The organism is Streptomyces sp. NPDC053665, from assembly GCF_055585285.1.
In genome coordinates, this window is the sequence record NZ_JBVJKK010000003.1 from 505912 (window position 1) to 523748 (window position 17837).

17 protein-coding genes are annotated in these 17837 nt (G+C 72.7%); 12 read left to right on the top strand and 5 right to left on the bottom strand.

Annotation, left to right across the window (positions count from 1 at the left end):
• The first annotated feature begins 198 nt into the window (after positions 1 to 198).
• The 4 genes from ACZ6ZN_RS15280 (at position 199) to ACZ6ZN_RS15295 (ending at position 5826) form a co-directional block, all read left to right on the top strand.
• Positions 199 to 2853 carry an ATP-binding protein gene (locus ACZ6ZN_RS15280; protein WP_469646397.1) on the top strand — a complete coding sequence of 885 codons (2655 nt, stop codon included), beginning with the start codon at positions 199 to 201 and terminating at the stop codon, positions 2851 to 2853.
• Positions 2854 to 2895: 42 nt separating this feature from the next.
• Positions 2896 to 3801, top strand: coding sequence for an anti-sigma factor RsbA family regulatory protein (locus tag ACZ6ZN_RS15285; RefSeq protein ID WP_469646400.1), 906 nt, complete (start codon positions 2896 to 2898; stop codon positions 3799 to 3801).
• An 81-nt stretch (positions 3802 to 3882) separates the two neighbouring features.
• Positions 3883 to 4365, top strand: a complete 483-nt coding sequence (locus ACZ6ZN_RS15290) for an ATP-binding protein (protein WP_398106811.1) — start codon at positions 3883 to 3885, stop codon at positions 4363 to 4365.
• A gap of 156 nt (positions 4366 to 4521) precedes the next feature.
• Positions 4522 to 5826 carry an Nramp family divalent metal transporter gene (locus ACZ6ZN_RS15295; RefSeq protein ID WP_469646403.1) on the top strand — a complete coding sequence of 435 codons (1305 nt, stop codon included), beginning with the start codon at positions 4522 to 4524 and terminating at the stop codon, positions 5824 to 5826.
• A gap of 104 nt (positions 5827 to 5930) precedes the next feature.
• On the opposite strand, the gene ACZ6ZN_RS15300 is transcribed toward ACZ6ZN_RS15295, so the two are convergent.
• The 5 genes from ACZ6ZN_RS15300 to ACZ6ZN_RS15320 are packed head-to-tail and all read right to left on the bottom strand — an operon-like array spanning position 5931 to position 10610.
• A complete protein-coding gene (locus ACZ6ZN_RS15300) occupies positions 5931 to 7616 on the bottom strand; it encodes a chitinase (RefSeq protein WP_469646405.1) in 1686 nt (561 codons plus the stop codon).
• Between the two features lie 31 nt (positions 7617 to 7647).
• On the bottom strand, positions 7648 to 8037 hold the full coding sequence (locus ACZ6ZN_RS15305; RefSeq protein WP_451877755.1) for a hypothetical protein: 390 nt from the start codon (positions 8035 to 8037) through the stop codon (positions 7648 to 7650).
• The gene (locus ACZ6ZN_RS15310; RefSeq protein WP_451877754.1) at positions 8034 to 8468 is read right to left on the bottom strand and encodes a DUF3592 domain-containing protein; all 435 of its coding nucleotides are present in this window, start codon (positions 8466 to 8468) and stop codon (positions 8034 to 8036) included. The genes ACZ6ZN_RS15305 and ACZ6ZN_RS15310 overlap by 4 nt, the downstream gene beginning before the upstream one ends.
• Before the next feature lie 2 nt (positions 8469 to 8470).
• Complete coding sequence (locus ACZ6ZN_RS15315; protein WP_469646410.1) at positions 8471 to 9031, bottom strand: hypothetical protein; 561 nt, start codon at positions 9029 to 9031, stop codon at positions 8471 to 8473.
• Positions 9032 to 9050: 19 nt separating this feature from the next.
• A complete protein-coding gene (locus ACZ6ZN_RS15320; RefSeq protein ID WP_469646412.1) occupies positions 9051 to 10610 on the bottom strand; it encodes a hypothetical protein in 1560 nt (519 codons plus the stop codon).
• A 385-nt stretch (positions 10611 to 10995) separates the two neighbouring features.
• Between ACZ6ZN_RS15320 and ACZ6ZN_RS15325 the strand changes: the two genes are divergently transcribed.
• The 8 genes from ACZ6ZN_RS15325 (at position 10996) to ACZ6ZN_RS15360 (ending at position 17826) form a co-directional block, all read left to right on the top strand.
• A complete protein-coding gene (locus ACZ6ZN_RS15325) occupies positions 10996 to 11829 on the top strand; it encodes a hypothetical protein (RefSeq protein WP_469646918.1) in 834 nt (277 codons plus the stop codon).
• Between the two features lie 70 nt (positions 11830 to 11899).
• Entirely contained in the window at positions 11900 to 12607 is a 708-nt protein-coding gene (cpaB, locus tag ACZ6ZN_RS15330) for a Flp pilus assembly protein CpaB (protein WP_451877751.1), read from the top strand.
• Between the two features lie 6 nt (positions 12608 to 12613).
• Positions 12614 to 13867, top strand: a complete 1254-nt coding sequence (locus tag ACZ6ZN_RS15335) for a CpaE/TadZ family protein (RefSeq protein ID WP_398106803.1) — start codon at positions 12614 to 12616, stop codon at positions 13865 to 13867.
• Positions 13864 to 14259: a pilus assembly protein gene (locus ACZ6ZN_RS15340; RefSeq protein WP_398106802.1), complete on the top strand. Its 396-nt coding sequence runs from the start codon at positions 13864 to 13866 to the stop codon at positions 14257 to 14259. Before ACZ6ZN_RS15335 ends, ACZ6ZN_RS15340 begins: the two co-directional genes overlap by 4 nt.
• Positions 14249 to 14605 carry a TadE/TadG family type IV pilus assembly protein gene (locus tag ACZ6ZN_RS15345; protein WP_398106801.1) on the top strand — a complete coding sequence of 119 codons (357 nt, stop codon included), beginning with the start codon at positions 14249 to 14251 and terminating at the stop codon, positions 14603 to 14605. The genes ACZ6ZN_RS15340 and ACZ6ZN_RS15345 overlap by 11 nt, the downstream gene beginning before the upstream one ends.
• Before the next feature lie 25 nt (positions 14606 to 14630).
• Entirely contained in the window at positions 14631 to 15968 is a 1338-nt protein-coding gene (locus tag ACZ6ZN_RS15350) for a CpaF family protein (RefSeq protein WP_469646416.1), read from the top strand.
• A gap of 9 nt (positions 15969 to 15977) precedes the next feature.
• On the top strand, positions 15978 to 16922 hold the full coding sequence (locus ACZ6ZN_RS15355; protein WP_451877749.1) for a type II secretion system F family protein: 945 nt from the start codon (positions 15978 to 15980) through the stop codon (positions 16920 to 16922).
• A 16-nt stretch (positions 16923 to 16938) separates the two neighbouring features.
• On the top strand, positions 16939 to 17826 hold the full coding sequence (locus tag ACZ6ZN_RS15360; protein WP_398106798.1) for a DUF5936 domain-containing protein: 888 nt from the start codon (positions 16939 to 16941) through the stop codon (positions 17824 to 17826).
• Positions 17827 to 17837: the final 11 nt, after the last annotated feature.

The window sequence follows — 17837 nt, forward strand, 5'->3', positions numbered from 1 at the left end:
GCATGAGCAGGTCAAGACTGAAAGCGGCCGCGCAGTGTACGCGTGCGGTGTGGTGGTGGGGGAGGAGCGGCGCAAGTGCACCCGGGGGTGTGATCCGCGCGAGCCTATCGACCCGTGACCGGGAGAGGGTGGGGGCTCGCGCAAGGGGAGCCGGGACGACCGGACCCCGGGACCACACCCCCGAAGGACTGGCTGATCATGGGCGGATCAGCGCCACGACGGGAGCATTCCCTGCCGGCCGAGACGACCAGCTTCGTCGACCGGCGTGGCGAACTGACCGAGGGCCGCGAACTGCTGGCCCGCGCACGGCTGGTGACGCTGACCGGGCCGGGCGGCGTCGGCAAGACCCGGCTGGCCGCGCGCCTCGCGGCCCGGGTACGGCGGGCCTTCCCGGACGGCGTCCGGATCGTGCACCTCTCCGGCCTGCACGACCCGGACCTCGTCCCGCTCGCCGTCGCCGACGCGCTCGGGCTGCACGACCACTCCAGCCGGCCGCAGCCGGACGCCCTGGTGGAGCAGGTGCGCGAGCGGCGGCTGCTCCTGGTCCTGGACAACTGCGAGCACCTGGCGGCCGCCTGCGCCCGGCTGGCGGCGGCGCTGCTGCGCGGTGCCGAGGGTGTCCGGATCCTCGCCACCAGCCGGCACCGGCTCGGGCTCACCGAGGAGCATCTGATGGAGGTGCGTCCGCTGCCGGTGCCCGATCCCGACGGCGACCTGTCGGCCGCCGAGGGCTACCCGGCCCTCACCCTCTTCGCCGACCGGGCCGCCGCCGTCGTCCCCGGCTTCCGCCTCACCCCCGCCAACCGGGCGGCCGTGGCCCGCCTGTGCCGCCGGCTGGACGGTCTGCCCCTCGCCATCGAACTCGCCGCCGTCCGCATGCGCGTGCTCGACGCCGAGCAGCTGCTGGCCCGCCTCGACGACCGCTACCGCGTCCTGACCACCGGCAGCCCCGCGGGCCAGCCCCGCCACCAGACCCTGCGCGCGGCGGTCGCCTGGAGCCACGACCTGTGCACCGGCCCGGAGCGGCTGGCGTGGGCCCGCCTGTCGGTCCTGGCGGGCACGTTCGACGCGGAGACCGCGGAGACGGTATGCGCGGACGCCCCACCCGTGACGCCGCCCGTGCCGGAGCCATTGCCCGGCCCGGACGGGCCCTCCGTGTCGCCGCCCGTGTGGCCGCGCGGGCCGGAGCCATTGCCCCGCCCGGACGGGCCGCCCGTGTGGTCGCCCGGGCCGGAGCCGTTGCCCCGCCCGGACGCGCCGCCCGGGCCGGGCCCGGTACTCGTTGTGGGGGCCGGGACCGGCGCGGGGTCGCTGTTCCGCCCTCTCGTGCCGCCCGTGGCCGAGCCGCCGTCCGGGCACCCGGCGCCGTCCGTGTCCGGCCCCCGGGACGCGGAGAACCGGCGTGCCGGGCCCCGTCGGGACTTCCTGCGTGCGGACGACGTCCTGGACGCCCTGGCCGGCCTCGTGGACAAGTCCGTGCTGGAGCGGGAGACGGGGCCCGGCGGGGTGCGCTACCGGATGCTCGACACCCTGCGGGAGTACGGGCTGGAGCAGTTGCGGCGGGTCCCGGGGGAGGAGGAGGCCGCCCGGCGGCGGCAACGCGACCACGTCCTGCGGCGGGTCGAGGCGTACGAGCGGGCGTGGTTCGGGCCCGGCCAGCCGGAGGCCGTCGCCCGGCTGCGCGCCGACCGGGACGCCCTGCGCGCGGCACTGGACTTCAGCCTGACCGCACCCGGCGAGGCCCTCGCCGGACTGCGCCTCGCGGGCACGCTCTGGTTCTACTGGCACGCCTGCGGCGCCTCCCGCGAGGGCCTTCACTGGCTCGACCGCGCCCTCGCCGCCTGCCCCGAGCCGACCCGGGAGCGGGCCCGCGGCCTGTGGGTGGCCGGTCTGCTCGCCGCCGCCACGCAGGACCTCCCCCGGGGCCGCCGGCACGCCGCCGACGCCCTCGCCCTGGCCCGCGCCCTGGGTGACGCCCCCGAGGCCGCGCACGCCGAGTACGTCATCGGCGTCATCCAGCTGTTCGGCGACGACCTGCCCGGGGCGCTGACCCACTTCGAGGCGACCGTCGCCCGCGGCCCGGTGCCCGGCCAGCACCTCAGTCTCGTAGGCCTCGACCAGGTCGAACTGGCCTGCGCGCTGGGCTTCCTGGGCGAGGCCGACCGGGCCGTGGACGTCTGCGAGCGGGCCCTGCGGCTCTGCGAGCGGCACGGCGAGCAGTGGGTGCGCTCGTACGTGACGCGCATGCTCGCCCTGGCGCACACCGTGCGCGGCGACTGGGCCCGGGCCGAGCGGCACGCCCGTGAGGCGCTGCGGCTGAAAGCCGCCGTCCACGACGTCATCGGCATGGCCCTCACCCTCGACCTGCTCGCCTCCGTCGCGGCCGAACGCGGCGCCCACGAGCGCACCGCCGTGCTGCTGGGCGGCGCCGACCGCCTCTGGTCCGGCATCCACGCCGGCCGCTGGGGCTCGCGCGCCCTCAACTCCGCGCGCGGGCGCAGCGAGGAGCTGGCCTGCCGGGCCCTGGGGCAGGAGGCGTTCGACCGGGCCCACCGGCACGGCGGCGGCCTCACCCTGGCCGACCTCACCGGCCACGCGCTCCAGGAGCCCGGCCGCCCCCGCCCCGGCGGGCCCGACGCGCCGCAACCCGCGCAGGACGGCCGCGCGGCCCGGCTCACCCGCCGCGAGGACGAGGTCGCCCGGCTCGTCGCCGAAGGACTCGCCAACCAGCAGATCGCCGACCGCCTGGTGATCGCCCGCCGCACCGCCGAGGGCCACGTGGAACGCATCCTCGGCAAGCTCGGGTTCAGCAACCGCAGCCAGATCGCCGCCTGGGTGGCGGCCCGGCGCTGACCCGCCGCCCACCTCCATCCGCACCCACCCCGAGGAGATCGCATGACCGACGGACGACCCGCCCCGTTCGACCACCGCATCACCGTCTTCGGCTCCGACGACGCCTTCCTCGCCGCCGCCCTGCCCTTCCTGGCCGAAGGGCTCGCCGCCCCCGGCGAACCCCCGCCCGTGGCCATCGCCGCCCCGCACCACTTGGACCTGCTGCGCGGCGCGCTCGGCGGCGACGCCGACGACGTCGTCCGCATCCGGCACACCGACTGGTACACCGGATCCGCCGCCAACGCGGTCGCCCAGGCCGCCGGCTACCTCACCGCGCACGCCGGTCCGGGCGGCGGCATCCACCTGCTCATGGAGCCGGTGTGGAGCGGCCGCGCCGGACGGTCGGCGCGCGAGACCACCGAGTGGATCCGCTACGAGGCCCTCGCCAACCTGCTGTTCGCGCCCCTGGCCACGACGGCGCTGTGCGCCTACGACACCCGCACCGCCGGGCCCGCCGTCGTCGCCGCGGCCCTGCGCGCCCACCCGGGCACAGGGGTGTACCGGGAGCCGGAGCGGATCGCGGCCGAACTCGACGCCGTCCCCCTGCCGCTGCCCCCGGCCGGGGCCCGGACCCTCCCGGCCGGGCCGGACGCGGCGGCCGTGCGGAGCTGGGCCGAGGGGCGGGGCCTGCCCGCCGCGGAGGCCGAACTGTTCGCCGCCGCCGTGGCGGAGACCGCCGCCGCCCTGGCGCCCCTCGACGGTGCCGCCCTGGTGTGGGGCGAGGCGCCCGCGTGCGTGTGCGAACTGCGCTCCGCACGCCGCGTCGACGACCCGCTCGCCGGATTCGTCCCGCCCCCGGCCGACGGCGGCGAAGCGGCACCCGGCCTGTGGTACGCGCGCCAGGTCTGCGCGTACGTGGACATCCGCGACGACAGCGACGGCGCCACGGTCCGCCTGCAGTACGCGTAGGCCCCCCACCTGCGCGAGCAGGTACGGGAACGGGTAGTCCTCCCCCTGCGCCCGGACGTACCCGGGGATCACCCTGGAGGCATGCTGCAACTCTCCGGGTGCCCCGTCCCGGACCCCGACGCCCACCACGGCCCGTTCCCCCAGCCGCCCCTGGGAGCGGGCCACCTCAGCGTCGAGTACGCCCCCGGGCCCGTCACCGTCCGCGAGGCGCGCGCGGAGGTGCGCAGGGCACTGGAGGACTGGGGCCTCGACGAGCGCGGCGAGGTCGTGGACGTGGCGGAGCTGCTCGTCGGCGAGCTGGCCACCAACGCACTGGTGCACGCCGGGACTCCCTTCCGGCTCACGCTCACCGCCGCACACGGCGTCCTGCGCTGCGAGGTCGCCGACACCGAGCGGCGGGTGCCCCGGGTCGTGGAGGCGGGCACCGGGGAGAGCGGCCGCGGGATGTTCCTGGTGGACGCGCTGGCCCGGCGCTGGGGCTGCCACCGGGACGGGCCGGGCAAGACCGTGTGGTTCGAACTCGGCACGTGCCGTGCGGACGGCTGCGGCGGGCGGCAGCCGTGACGCCCCACCGGGCCGGGCCGAGGCGGTCCGGCGTGCCGCCTCGGTCCGGTGCCGGACCGCTCACCGGATGCGGTGCTCGCGCCGTTCCCCGCGCCCCCGAGCCGGACGGCCACCGCCCTCTTGTCGGCCGCGGCGCCATGCGGTTTCTTGATCTGCATGGCTGACACCACGGAGAACCAGGCCACCCACCCCCCACAACCCCGTAAAGCCGGCTGGAAGTACATCGGCCCGGGCATCGTCGTCGCGGCGACCGGTGTCGGCGCCGGCGACCTCGTCGCCACCCTGATCGCGGGCAGCAACTTCGGCTACACCCTGCTGTGGGCCGCGATCATCGGCTGTCTGGTGAAGATCTCCCTGGCCGAGGCGGCGGGCCGCTGGCACCTGTCCACCGGCCGCACCCTCTTCGACGGCTGGGCGAGCCTGGGCCGCTGGACGACCTGGTTCTTCGCGGTCTACGTCGTGGTGTGGGGCTTCGTGTACGGGGCGGCGGCGATGTCCTCCAGCGCGCTCCCGTTGCAGGCGCTCTTCCCGGGCGTGATGGACCTGAAGTGGTGGGGCATCGCCTGCGGGCTGGTCGGGCTGGTCTTCGTCTGGTTCAACAAGTACGCGGTGTTCGAGAAGGTCATGACCATCCTGGTCGGCGTCATGTTCGTGGTGACGGTGTACCTGGCCGTCCGGGTCACGCCGAACCTCGCGGACGCCTTCGCCGGTCTGCTGCCCGTCCTGCCGGACGAGAAGGACTCGATCCTCAACACCCTGGGCCTGATCGGCGGCGTCGGCGGCACCATCACCCTCGCCGCGTACGGCTACTGGGTCAACGCCAAGGGCTGGACGAACACCGGCTGGATGAAGGTCATGCGGCTGGACAACCGGGTCGCCTACCTCACCACCGGCGTCTTCGTCATCGCGATGCTCTTCGTCGGCGCCGAGCTGCTGCACTCGGCGAACGTGGCGATCGCCGGCGGCGACAAGGGCCTGGTCCAGCTCGGCGACATCCTGGAGGAGCAGTACGGCGAGGCCACGGCCACGTTCTTCCTCATCGGCTTCTTCGCCACGTCCTTCACCTCGCTGATCGGCGTGTGGCACGGCGTGAGCCTGATGTTCGCCGACTTCGTGGCCCGGCTGACGGGCAAGGGCCAGGCCAAGGGCGAGGAGGTCGCCTCGGGCGAGCGGGAACGCTCCTGGTCCTTCCGCGGCTATCTGCTGTGGCTGACCTTCCCGCCGATGCTCCTGCTCTTCGAGGGGCAGCCGTTCCGCCTGGTCATCATCTACGGCGTGCTGGGCGCGGCGTTCATGCCGTTCCTCGCCGGCACGCTCATCTGGCTGCTCAACACCTCGCGCACCCCGCGCGAGTGGCGCAACGGCCCGCTCAGCAACGTGATGCTGGCCGTGGCCGGGCTGCTGTTCCTGGTGCTGTGCCTGAAGCAGATCTGGGACCAGCCCTGGGGCGACTTCTTCTAGCCGGACGGCCGCGGCAGCCGTCCCGGGCGGACCGACGGACCGACGGACCGACGGGGTGGAGGGGAACCGGCCCCCTCCACCCCGTCGCTGGTGCCGAGCGGGTGCTACGGCAGGGCGTGCACGTGCGGTCCGACCGCGTTGGACCAGGCGTTGCCCGCGGTGGCGTCCCAGTTGGTCGACCAGGTCATCGCGCCCCGCAGGTCGGGGTAGGTCCGCGGCGGCTTGAAGGAGCCGCAGTTGACGGCCTTGGTCAGGCAGTCCAGGGCGTTGTTGACCACGCTCGGCGCCACGTAGCCGCTGCCCGCGCCGCGGGTGGAGGCCGGGACGCCGAGGCCCACCTGGGAGGGCGCGAGGCCGTTCTCCAGCTGGATGCAGGCCAGCGCCGTGAGGAAGTCGACCGAGCCCTGGCTGTACACCTTGCCGTCGCAGCCGAGCATGGAACCGCTGTTGTAGTACTGCATGTTGACGACCGTGAGGATGTCCTTGACGTTCAGCGCGGTGCGGAAGTACGCGTTGGACGTCGACTGCATGTCGATCGTCTGCGGGGCCATGGTGAGGATCAGCGACGGTCCGGCCTTCGCCGACAGCGACCGCAGCGCCTGGGTCATGTAGGTGGCGTTGAGGCCGTTCTCCAGGTCGATGTCGACGCCGTCGAAGCCGTACTCCTGCATCACCGCGTAGACGCTGTTGGCGAAGTTGGCCGCCGAGGTGGCGTCGTTGACGGCGACGGTGCCGCGTTCGCCGCCGACGGAGATGATGACCTTCTTGCCGGCCGCCTGCTTGGCCCGGACGTCCGCCTTGAACTGGTCGACGGTGTAGCCGTTCAGGCCCGCCGTGTCCAGGTTGAAGGTGACGGCGCCGGGCGTCGAGGTGGCGTCGGCGAAGGAGACGGCGATGATGTCGTACTGGCCGGGGACGTCGGAGATCCTCTGGACGGCCGCACCGTTGTTGAAGTTCTGCCAGTAGCCGGTCACCACGTGCTTCGGCAGGGCGGGACCGGGCCCGTTCGGCTTGTTCGTGGTGGCCGTGACGGCCGCCGACTTGGGCGACTCACCGGCCGCGTTCGTCGCCGTGACCTGGAAGGAGTAGGCCGTAGAGGCGGCGAGGCCGGTCACGGTGGCGGAGGTGCCGGAGACGGCCGTGACCTTCGTGCCGTCGCGGTAGACGGTGTAGCCGGTCGCGCCCGAGACGGTGTTCCAGGCGAGGGACACCGACGAGGTCGTGGTGCCGGAGACCGTGAGGCCGGCCGGTGCCGCGGGGACGGTGGGGCCCGGGTCGGTGCCGCCGCCCCCGTCGGGGCCGACGACCGACACGTCGTCCGCATAGTAGGCGGCCTGCCCGTACCAGCCGTGGGTGTAGACGGTCACCGAGGTCGTCGAACCGCCGGTCTTGAACGTCGTCGACAGCTGCTTCCAGGCGGTGGAGTCCGGGCTCCAGGTCGACACGTCCGTCGTGCCCGTGCCGGAGACACCGAGGTAGGCGTACCCGCCGCGGACCCAGGCGCCCAGGGTGTAGGTGGAGTTGGGCTTCACCGCCACCGTCTGACTGCACCGGGCGTTGTCCTGCCCCGAGGGGGTGGCCTGGAGCGCGGCCGACCCGGAGTGCACGGGGGAGGAGACCGTCGTGCCGCTGCCCGCGGAGCAGGTCCAGTTGCTCAGGCCCGCCTCGAAGCCGGCGTTCCTGGCGTTGTTGACGTCGGCGGCCGAGGCCTGGCCGACGGTCGTGACAGTGAGGGCCAGGGCTGCCATGAGGGCACCCGACCACAGCCGCAGGGATCTGTGTGGGGACATGACAAGAAAATGGTCCAGACCAAAGCGGCTGTCAAGAGGTCCAGACCAACCTGTCGAGCAGCAGCCCCACCGCGCACCCCGCAAGCAGCACGCCCGTCGACATCCACAACGCCGGTCCGGTGAGGTCGAGCACGTCGGGCCGCAGGCCCAGCAGCAGCAGCTGCGCCGCCACGGGAGCCGCGCAGGCCGCCGCCAGATGCCGTGCGGGCACCTCCCGCCACGGCTCGGGGTGCACCCGCGCCGCCGCCCAGGTCGCCAGCACCACGCACACCAGGTTCGGCAGGTGCACCAGCGCCACGGCCGCTCCGAACGAGCCGACCCCCTCGGGCCCGACCAGAGGGTCGTGCAGCAGGGTCATCTGGAGGTACTCGGCGACCACCAGCACCACGATGCCGACGGCCCAGCAGCGGACGAGCGTCATGGGTTGCCTCCGGAGATCTCGGCGTACAGCAGGACGGCGAAGCCCAGGGCGCCCAGGCCGCAGCCCAGCGTGAGCGCCAGCGCCTGGAGCACCGGGGACCAGCTGCCCCGGCCCGCGACCGTCGCCGTGCCCGCGGGATCGCGCGGGTCGTAGGTGACGGTGACCGCGGTGCCCTCCGTCGTCGACCAGGCCGCCAGGTCCTCGAACTCGACGCGGTCCCCGTCGGCCGTACGGAAGGCGAAGACGTGCCGCCGGGCGTCGGAGCGGCCGTAGGGCTCGGTCTCCACCCGGACGCAGCTGCCCTCGGCGCGGGCGCCGCGCCGCAGCACCCGCACCACCGTCACCAGCCGCCGGGCGTACCGCGACGCCAGTGCACCGAACAGCGCGACGAGCAGCGCGGGGACGACGTAGCCGGAGCCGGGCACCTCCACGGTCAGTGCACCTGAACCGAGTCGATGATCCGGTCCAGGTCGCCGGCGGGCAGAGCGCCCCGCCGGGCGTCGATGCGGACGGCGAACGCCGTGTCGGACGAGTCGAGACCGGTGAGGATGACCCCCTTCACCGGCGTGCCCTTGGCGGGACCCCCGTCCTCACCGGTCGCCTCGAAGGAGAAATCGATCCGCCTGGCGTCGTCCGTGCCGGCCAGGTCGACGTCCTTCTGGCCCTCGACCTTCGCACCCATCTGGATGCCCGCCTCGGCCGCGATGGCGGCCTGCTCGGCCGAACCGGCCTCGGTGAAGCCCAGTTGCACGGTGAGGACCGCGGCCTTCCTGCCGCCCTCCGTGCGCACCGCGGCCGCCGCGTTGTGCCCGCCCCGTTCGGCGGCGCTCTGCTTCTGCCAGCCCTCGGGGTAGAACACGTCGACGCCCTTGGTTCTCAGCGTGCCCCAGCCGTCGGGCACGGAGCCCGCACCCGGGTCCGGGTCCCCGCATCCGGTGAGGGCCAGGGCGGTCGTCAGCAGGGCGGCGGCCAGGCAGGCGCGGCGGGTCGTCATCGGCAGGTGCTCCGTCTCGTCAGTTCGCGCAGTAGCTGTAGGGGAGATAGGAACGGCCGTCTCCGTGGGGCGCCCCCAGGAACTCGGCGCCGGTCAGGGTCTCCGCCTTCTTCTCCGTGCTGATCGTCATGCCCAGACTGAGCCCCAGATTCAACTCGAATCCGTACTCGGCCGCGTTCACCTCGCCGGTGTACGTCATCCGGCTCGACCTGCCCTGGTCGAACATCAGCTGCCCGAAAAGGTCGTCGGCGCCCGGCCGGGCGGTGGGCGCGTGGTCGGAGAACATGTACTGGAAGGGCGTCGCGATCTGCTCGTTGCTGCTGTCCAGCCACTGCTCGGCGACCGCCCGGTCCCGGTCGCCGGCCGGCCCGGGGTCGAAGGTGAGCGTGTTCGTGACGATCTCGATGCCCGTCTGCGAGTCGGTGCCCTTCACCCCGGCGTTGCCGCCGCGCTTGTCCCCGTCCTTCTTGCCGTTGTCGCCGCCCGCCTTGGCGCCGTCCTTCTGGCCGCCCTCCTCCACCGTGCGGGTCATGTCGACGCGGACCAGCTTGCCGGTCTTCTTGTCGTAGGTGACCGTGATGGTGCCCGTCAGCGTCGTGTTGGCCGTGTACTCGCCGCTGAGCGCGCCCGCCTCGTAGCTCACCTTCGAGCCGTACTCGACGGACGAGGCGTACGTGTAGGACTTGGTGTTCTTGTAGGCGTTGTCCGTCCAGGTCACCTCGGGGGCGTACTTGAAGGAACCGCCGAGGGCGGCGCTCAGCTTCTTCTCGTCGCCCGCGGAGATCTTCAGGCCCGCCGACGCCGAGGCCTCCAGGCCGACCTTGCCGTAGGTGATCTTCCGGTTGTCGCCGAGGTGCTCCTTGATCCGGTTCTGGGTGTCCTCCTCGTCCTTGAGGGGGCCCGTGCCGAAGAGGTAGAGGATGCCGTCACCGAGGCTCGCCTCCGCCCCGCCCGGCATGGTCCGGCGCATCTCGTACATCTGGAGCTTCTCCACGTCGTCGCGGAACCGCTCGGCCTCCTCCGGGCTCTCGAACACCCAGGTGTCGCCGTTGGTGACCTTGATGCCGAGCCCCAGCTCCACCTTGTCGGCGCCGAACCGGCCCACCTTCATGCCCGACTTGAAGTCCTTCTTGGCGGCGACCGAGGCGGCGTCCGTGAAGGTGAGGTACACCAGCTGGTCGCCGTCGTCGACCTTGCCGTCGCCGTTCACGTCCGTCTTCGCCTTCAGGCGCTGCTCCTGGAAGCCGTACTCCTTGCCGATCTCCCAGAAGAGGATCTTCGCCTTGGAGCCCGCCCTGTCGGTGACCGACGAGACCTGGCACAGCGCCGGTTCGAAGTCCGCGTCGGTCAGCGGCCTGCCCTGGCCCGTGCCGCCCGTGCCGCAGTCACCGCCCCCGGCGACCCGGCAGACCTGGGCGGCGATCCTGTCGTAGATCAGCTGCCCGACCCCGGTGGCCGACACCGCCAGCACGACCGCCGCGCTCACGACGACCATCCCCAGGTACTCGGTGCCGGTCGCCCCGCGGTCGTCGAAGACCGGTCTGCGTCCGTACGCCCGTATGCCACCCCCGTCGGCCATACGGCACCCCTCCTCGCGGCGAACCACCTCTGCGTGGACCGCGAGCGTAGGGACGCACCACCGCCCGGGGCGTGGGCCTCAGGGCCCAAACGAAGGCCCACCGTCAACTCCGGGCCCGTTGGGCCCACCGCCCCGGCCCGCCCCCGGACACCGACGGCGACCGGCAAGATGCTCAACCTGCCCCGTTATGACGCGTCTTGTGCAACGACAGTTGCTCCTCAGCTACACAAACGCTGTTCTCCGGTCACAGAGCCGTGGTTACAGTGCTGAGGTAGTCACGCAGTGAAGTCGACACGGCGCGCCGGAGTGACACCCGGCGTTCCGACGGGCATGGGGAAACGGGGAGCTGCGCGTGCCAACTGCCATTGCCGTGACCAGCGCCGACATGGCGCTGCCGCCACAGGACGACCGCACCCTGCCCGCCGCCGTGCTCCGGGACGTGGCCGCACGGCCCCTGGAGGAGGCCCTCACCGATCTCCAGGCCCTGGTCGAGCACCACGGGCACGTGATCGTGGTCTGCTCGCCGGCCGCGCCCACCGCCGTGCGGCGCCGGCTGCACACCCTGCGCGCGCTCATGGAGACCGACCGCGTCGCCGTGTTCCAGCCGGACCTGCCTCCGCTCGGACTGGCCGTCCTGGCCCGCCAGTTGCGCCAGCTCGCGTCCTGCGACCTCAGCCCCGGTGTGCTCGCCTCGGCCGGGCGGCTGCTGGTGCACTACATCCACGCCGGGGCGCTGCTCAACTCCGTCGCCCGGCTCGACCGGGTCCCCGTGGGCCTGAAGTCGCACGCCAAGTCCTGGGTGCCCGGCAGCCAGTTCGGCGTCCTCGCCCACCCCGAGCCCCACCTGGTGCGCATCACGCCCGAAGCCGCCCTGCCGGGGCCCGAGTTCGGCACCTGGATGCTCGTCGCCAAGGGGCAGCTCCCGTCCGACTGGGTCAGCGCCACCCTCGCGCCCTCCTGGAAGGTGCAGGGGCTGCGCGAGGTGCCGCTCCCGGCCGAGTCACCCGCCTGGTGGGGCACCGGCAAGCTGATCGAGTTCTGCAGCTACCTGCCCGACCTGTCCGTGCTCTACCAGCTCGTCACCTCCGTACGGCGCAGCCGCTGCCACTGGTGCGGCATCGACGTCATCGGAGACCGCTGCGTCTTCTGCTCGGCCACCCCGCCCGTCCACGACAGCCCGCCCCCGAGACAGCTCGAGAGCCGAACGGCCGTCGGGTGAGCCCTGACCCCGCTCGTCAGCACTGCTCCGATCCCGCTCGACCGATATCCCCAACGAGGTTGTACGGTTCATGAACTCCCGTCAGCGCCGCGGCGTGATTCTCCTGCTCCTGTCGGTCGTCTGCGCCCTGGGCGCCTTCACCGGCGTGCTGTCCGTCATCAGCGACGTCAAGTCCAAGGTCGGGCCCGAGGTCACCGCCTACCGGCTCAAGTCCGACGTGCCGCCCTACACCACCCTTGCCACGGGCCAGTTCGAGAAGATCAAGATGCCCGAGCGGTGGCTCTCGGACAACGCGGTCACCGATCTGCGCGAGATACAGGGCAAGATCGCCGTCACGACGCTGCGCGCGGGCTCCCTGCTCCAGTCCGACATGATCGTCCGCCGGCCGGCCCTCCGCCCCGGGCAGCAGGAGGTCGCCATCATGATCGACGCGGCGACCGGCGTCGCGGGCAAGATCACGCCCGGCGCCTCGGTCAACGTCTACGCCACCTTCGAGGGGCAGCGCGAGGGCGACCCCGACCAGTCGAAGATCATCGTCACCGATGCCGAGGTCCTCGACGTCGGCGAACTGACCGCGCTGAAGCCCGACGAGGGCAGCCGCACGCAGCAGCCCACCGACGCCGTCCCGATCACCTTCGCGCTGTCCGCCCGGGACGCCCAGCGCATCACCTACGCCGAGTCGTTCGCCAAGCGCGTGCGCCTCGCCCTCGTCGCGCCCGGCAGCGACACCACCGTCCCCGAGCAGGACCGGACGTACGAACTCGCGAAGGACAAGTGACCGCGCATGCCCACGAGGATCCTCCCGGCAGTCGGCGACGCGGACGCCGTCCGGTCCCTCACGACGCTGCTCAGCCAGCTCCCGGACGCCGAACCGGTCGCCCCGGTGGTCGACTCCACCCAGCTCGTCGACACCCTGGCCCGCCTGGCGGCCGAGTCCGTCGACGAGCTGCCCGAGGTCGTCGTCGTGCACGAGCGCATCGGACCGGTCCCCGCGCTGGAGCTGATCCGCGAAGTGGCCCTGCGCTTCCCGGCCGTCGGTGTCATCCTCGTCACCTCCGACGCGAGCCCCGGCCTGTTCCAGGCCGCCATGGACTACGGCGCCCGCGGGCTGGTCGCGCTGCCCCTCAGCTACGAGGAACTCGCCAGCCGCGTCCAGGCCGTCGCCCAGTGGTCCACCGGCGTGCGGCGCCACCTCGGGTCCGGCGGCGACGTCTTCACCGGCGTGGGCGGCACCGTCGTCACCGTCAGCGGCGCCAAGGGCGGTGTCGGGACCACCCTCACCGCCATCCAGCTGGCCCTGGCCGCCCAGGCCTCCGGCCGCAGCACCGCCCTGGTCGACATGGACCTCCAGACCGGCGACGTCGCCTCCTACCTCGACGTCCAGTTCCGCCGCTCGGTCGTCGACCTCGCCGCCATCAACGACATCTCCCCGCGCGTCCTGGCCGACGCGGTCTTCCGCCACGACACCGGCCTCGTCCTGCTGCTCGCCCCGGCCGAGGGCGAACGCGGCGAGGACGTCACCGACCGCTCCGCCCGCCAGATCGTCAGCGCCCTGCGCTCCCGCTACGAGGTCGTCGTCATCGACTGCGGAGCCCAGCTCGGCGGGGCGGGCGCGGCCGCCGTGGAGATGGCCGACCGGGCGCTGCTCGTCACCACGCCGGACGTGGTGGCCGTACGGGGGGCCAAGCGGGCGGTGCGGATGTGGGACCGGCTGCAGATCCGCAAGGCCGAGGAGACGACCGTCGTCGTCAACCGGCACTCCCGCCACACGGAGATCCAGCCCCAGCTGATCCAGAAGATCACCGGCACCACCGTCGCGGCCACGGCGGTCCCCGCGAACTTCAAGGAGCTCCAGGGCGTCGTGGACGCGGGCCGCATCCACGAACTGGAGAGCAAGAGCTCGGTCAAACAGGCCCTGTGGGGCCTGGCCGGGGAACTGGGCCTGGTCAAGGTCCCGGACGGCGCCCAGAAGACGGGCCGGGGACTGCGGGGCGGCGACCGGGGCGCGGTGAGCTTCAAGCGGCGCAGGGAGGGATGAGCGTGGCTTTACGGAAGCGGGACGACGAGGGCCAGGTGACGATCGAGTTCCTGGGCATGACGCCGACGATCATCGTGACGCTGATCGCGCTGTGGCAGGCCGTCCTCGTGGGCTACACCTTCGTCCTCGCGGGGAACGCCGCGGACGAGGCGGTGCGCGCGGGGACGGCGGCGGCACCGGGCGGCGCGCGCACCGCCGCCTGCCAGGAGGCCGGGCTCAGGCACCTGTCGGAGGCGTGGCGCTCCGGAGCGGAGGTCGGCTGCGGCGGCTCCGGGTACGTCACGGCCGACGTGGCCCTGGACGTCCCGGTGCTCTTCCCGGGCGCGCTGTCCGTCCCGATCCGGATCCGCGGACACGCCGGAGCGGTGGAGGAGGAGACAGGTGCCCCGTGACCCCGAGCGCCGCGACCGCGGCCAAGTCGCCATCGAGTACCTCGGCTTCCTGCCGATCCTGCTGATCGTCGCCCTGGCGGCCGTGCAGCTCGGCCTGATCGCGTACACGGCCCAGCAGGCCGGCACGGCGGCCCGGGCGGGGGCGCGCAGCGCCTCGCTGGGCGGACCGGCGGAGGCGGACTGCCGGGCGGCGGTGAGCAGCTGGCTGGCCGGCCGGACGAGCTGCTCCCCCTCGCAGGGCGCGGACGAGGTCACCGTCACCGCCACCGTGCAGATCCCGTCCCTCGTGCCGGGCTGGGAGTTCGATCCGGCCGTCAAGCGCGCCACGATGCCGCTCGACCACTGAACGACGAACCAGGAGCACCGCACTCATGAGTCTGCGAGCACGCATCAACACCCCCGAGGAGAACGGCAACCGGGGCGAGGACGGCCACATGGTCGCCTCCTACCGGGCCAAGCTCCTGGAGGAGATCGACCTCGCGGAGATGAGTTCGCTGGCCGCCGCCGAGCGCAGGGCCCGGCTGGAGCGGGTGCTGGGGCACATCATCAGCCGCGAGGGCCCGGTCCTGTCGACGGTGGAGCGCTCGCAGCTGATCCGCAGGGTGGTCGACGAGGCCCTGGGCCTCGGCATCCTGGAGCCGCTGCTGGAGGACGCCTCCATCACCGAGATCATGGTCAATGGCCCGGACGCGATCTTCGTGGAGCGCGGCGGCCGGGTCGAGCAACTGCCCCTGCGCTTCGCCTCCAACGACCAGCTCATGCAGACGATCGAGCGGATCGTGTCCACCGTCAACCGCCGCGTGGACGAGTCCAACCCGATGGTCGACGCCCGGCTGCCCTCCGGGGAGCGCGTCAACGTCATCATCCCGCCGCTGTCCCTGACCGGCGCCACCCTCACCATCCGCCGCTTCCCGCGCTCCTTCACCCTTCAGGAGCTGATCGGCCTCGGCTCGCTGGACGAGCACATGCTGTACCTGCTCGCGGGCCTGGTGCAGGCGAAGTTCAACATCATCGTCTCGGGCGCGACGGGCACCGGCAAGACGACCCTGCTCAACGCCCTGTCCGGCCTGATCCCCGAGGGCGAACGCATCATCACCATCGAGGACTCCGCCGAACTCCAGCTCCAGCAGCCCCACGTGATCCGCCTGGAGTCCCGGCCCCCGAACGTGGAGGGCAAGGGCCAGGTCACCATCCGCGACCTCGTCCGCAACTCCCTGCGCATGCGTCCCGACCGGATCGTCGTCGGTGAGGTCCGCGGCGGCGAGTCCCTGGACATGCTCCAGGCGATGTCCACCGGCCACGACGGCTCCCTCGCCACCGTCCACGCCAACAGCGCCGAGGACGCGCTGATGCGGTTGCAGACCCTGGCGTCCATGTCGGACGTGGAGATCCCCTTCGTCGCGCTGCACGACCAGATCAACAGCGCGGTCGACGTCATCGTGCAGCTCACCCGGTTCGCCGACGGCGCCCGCCGCATCACCGAGATCGCGCTGATGGACAGCCACGGCAGCGACCCGTACCGCCTGGTCACGGTCGCCCGCTTCCATGCGCAGCCGATGACGGCCGACGGCCGCATCCACGGCGCGTTCCAGTACTTCGCCCTCCCGCGCCGCACCGCGGACCGCCTCTACATGGCGGGCCAGCCCCTTCCCCAGGCGTTCGGCATCGCCCGCTCCGCGGACGAACTCGCCACCCGAGAAGCCAGGTAGGACCGACCGATGGAACTGCACACGCTCATCACGCTCACCACCGGCGTCACCCTGCTGACGTGCGTCCTCGCGGTCGTCGGCCTGCACGCGTACGCCACCGGAAAGGCCCAGCGGCAGGCGCTCGTCGACCGCCTCTCCGCCACCGGCCAGATCCCCGTGACCGGCCGGCGCCGCAACTTCCGCGGGATCGACCGCCGGCTGCGGCGCACCCGGCTCGGCAAGAAGCTGGAACTGCGCCTGGCGGCGACCGGCCTGGACGTCACACCGGGCGAGTTCTTCGTCTACATGCTCGCCACGGTCGCCGGCCTGTGGCTCATCGGCCAGGCGGCCCTGGCCCCGTTCTTCGGGCCGCTGGCGGGGCTCCTCGGCATCGGCGTCGCCGTCCAGTTCCTCAACTGGCAACGCCAGAAACGCATCGAGCGGTTCATCAACCAGCTCCCCGAGATGGCCCGGATCCTCGCCAACGCCACCCAGGCGGGCCTCGCCCTGCGCACGGCCATCGGCATGGCCGCGGAGGAGATGGAGGCCCCGGCGGGCGAGGAACTCGGCAAGGTGGCCGCGCAGCTCGCGGTCGGCGCGTCCCTGGACGACGCCCTGGACGAACTCGCCGACCGCCTCCCCTCGCGCGAACTGGTCGTCCTGGTCACCACCCTGGTGCTGTCCAACCGGGCGGGCGGGCAGGTGGTCAGCGCCCTGCGCAACCTCACCGAGACGCTGGAGGAACGCAAGGAGACCCGGCGCGAGGTCCGCACCCAGCTCTCCCAGGTCAACATGACGTCGTACGCGGTGCCCGTCCTCGGCATCGGCTCGCTCTTCCTCATGAACGGGGTGAAGGACGGCGCCCTGGACCGCATGACCGGCTCCGCGTTCGGCCAGGCGGCGGTCATCATCGCCTTCTCGCTGTACGCCGTCGGCTTCGTCCTCATCCGCCGCCTGTCCCGCATCGACGTCTGAGAGCCAGGAGGCAACCATGGGACTGCTGCTCGCGCTGCTGACGGGCCTCGGCGTCTGGGGGATCTTCGCCGGGATCCGCATGTACCGGGCCGAGGCCAAACTCCCCGGCGACCTCGCCCTCGCCCTGGAGGTCGGCTCCACCCGCACCGGGGCGGTCGACTCCCTCGTCGACCGCATGGGCATGCGCTACGCGCCCGCCGTGCTCCGCCTGATGGGCCCCAAGCAGGTGGCCAGGTACCGGCGGAAGATCGACCTCGCGGGCAACCCCGGCGGCCTGACGATCGACCGCTACGCGGCCCGCCGGGCGGTCTACGGCGCCCTGGGCGGTGTCGGCTTCCTGGTGTTCCTCCTGCGCGGCCAGCTGCTGGTCGCGCTGCTGCTGCTGGCGTTCGGGGCGTTCTGGACGGAGGTCGGCATCTGGTCGGCCATCCGCGTCCGCAAGGACGTCATCGAACGCACCCTGCCGGACTTCCTGGACGTCCTCGCCGTCGTGGTGAGCGCGGGCCTCGGCTTCCGCCAGGCACTGGACCGGGTCGCCGCCAAGTACGAGGGGCCCTGGGCCGACGAACTGCGCATCACCCTGCGCCAGATGGACCTCGGCATGAGCCGCCGCCAGGCCTTCGCGGAACTGCGCCGCCGCAACGACTCCGAGCAGGTCGCCATGTTCGTCACGGCCCTTCAGCAGGGCGAGGAACTGGGCGCGCCGATCGTCGACACGCTGGTGGCCCTCGCCAAGGACATGCGCCGCACCGACGCCCAGAACGCCCGCCGCAAGGCGGCCCGGGCCGTGCCCAAGGCCACGATGATGATCACGACCTTCATGGTCCCGGCCACCATGCTGCTGCTGGGCGCGGGCCTGATCCTCGGCTCGGGCACGGACTTCGGCTCGGTGACGGGGAAGTAGACGGGGAAGCA

Bases quoted from the DNA above. Each gene is read 5' to 3' on its own strand.
- ACZ6ZN_RS15335 (WP_398106803.1), top strand. From the start codon at position 12,614: ATGCCCACGAGGATCCTCCCGGCAGTCGGCGACGCGGACGCCGTCCGG.
- ACZ6ZN_RS15290 (WP_398106811.1), top strand. From the start codon at position 3,883: ATGCTGCAACTCTCCGGGTGCCCCGTCCCGGACCCCGACGCCCACCAC.
- ACZ6ZN_RS15300 (WP_469646405.1), bottom strand. From the start codon at position 7,616: ATGTCCCCACACAGATCCCTGCGGCTGTGGTCGGGTGCCCTCATGGCA.
- ACZ6ZN_RS15355 (WP_451877749.1), top strand. From the start codon at position 15,978: ATGGAACTGCACACGCTCATCACGCTCACCACCGGCGTCACCCTGCTG.
- ACZ6ZN_RS15285 (WP_469646400.1), top strand. From the start codon at position 2,896: ATGACCGACGGACGACCCGCCCCGTTCGACCACCGCATCACCGTCTTC.
- ACZ6ZN_RS15295 (WP_469646403.1), top strand. From the start codon at position 4,522: ATGGCTGACACCACGGAGAACCAGGCCACCCACCCCCCACAACCCCGT.
- ACZ6ZN_RS15340 (WP_398106802.1), top strand. From the start codon at position 13,864: ATGAGCGTGGCTTTACGGAAGCGGGACGACGAGGGCCAGGTGACGATC.
- cpaB (WP_451877751.1), top strand. From the start codon at position 11,900: ATGAACTCCCGTCAGCGCCGCGGCGTGATTCTCCTGCTCCTGTCGGTC.
- ACZ6ZN_RS15350 (WP_469646416.1), top strand. From the start codon at position 14,631: ATGAGTCTGCGAGCACGCATCAACACCCCCGAGGAGAACGGCAACCGG.
- ACZ6ZN_RS15320 (WP_469646412.1), bottom strand. From the start codon at position 10,610: ATGGCCGACGGGGGTGGCATACGGGCGTACGGACGCAGACCGGTCTTC.
- ACZ6ZN_RS15305 (WP_451877755.1), bottom strand. From the start codon at position 8,037: ATGACGCTCGTCCGCTGCTGGGCCGTCGGCATCGTGGTGCTGGTGGTC.
- ACZ6ZN_RS15325 (WP_469646918.1), top strand. From the start codon at position 10,996: ATGGCGCTGCCGCCACAGGACGACCGCACCCTGCCCGCCGCCGTGCTC.
- ACZ6ZN_RS15315 (WP_469646410.1), bottom strand. From the start codon at position 9,031: ATGACGACCCGCCGCGCCTGCCTGGCCGCCGCCCTGCTGACGACCGCC.
- ACZ6ZN_RS15280 (WP_469646397.1), top strand. From the start codon at position 199: ATGGGCGGATCAGCGCCACGACGGGAGCATTCCCTGCCGGCCGAGACG.
- ACZ6ZN_RS15360 (WP_398106798.1), top strand. From the start codon at position 16,939: ATGGGACTGCTGCTCGCGCTGCTGACGGGCCTCGGCGTCTGGGGGATC.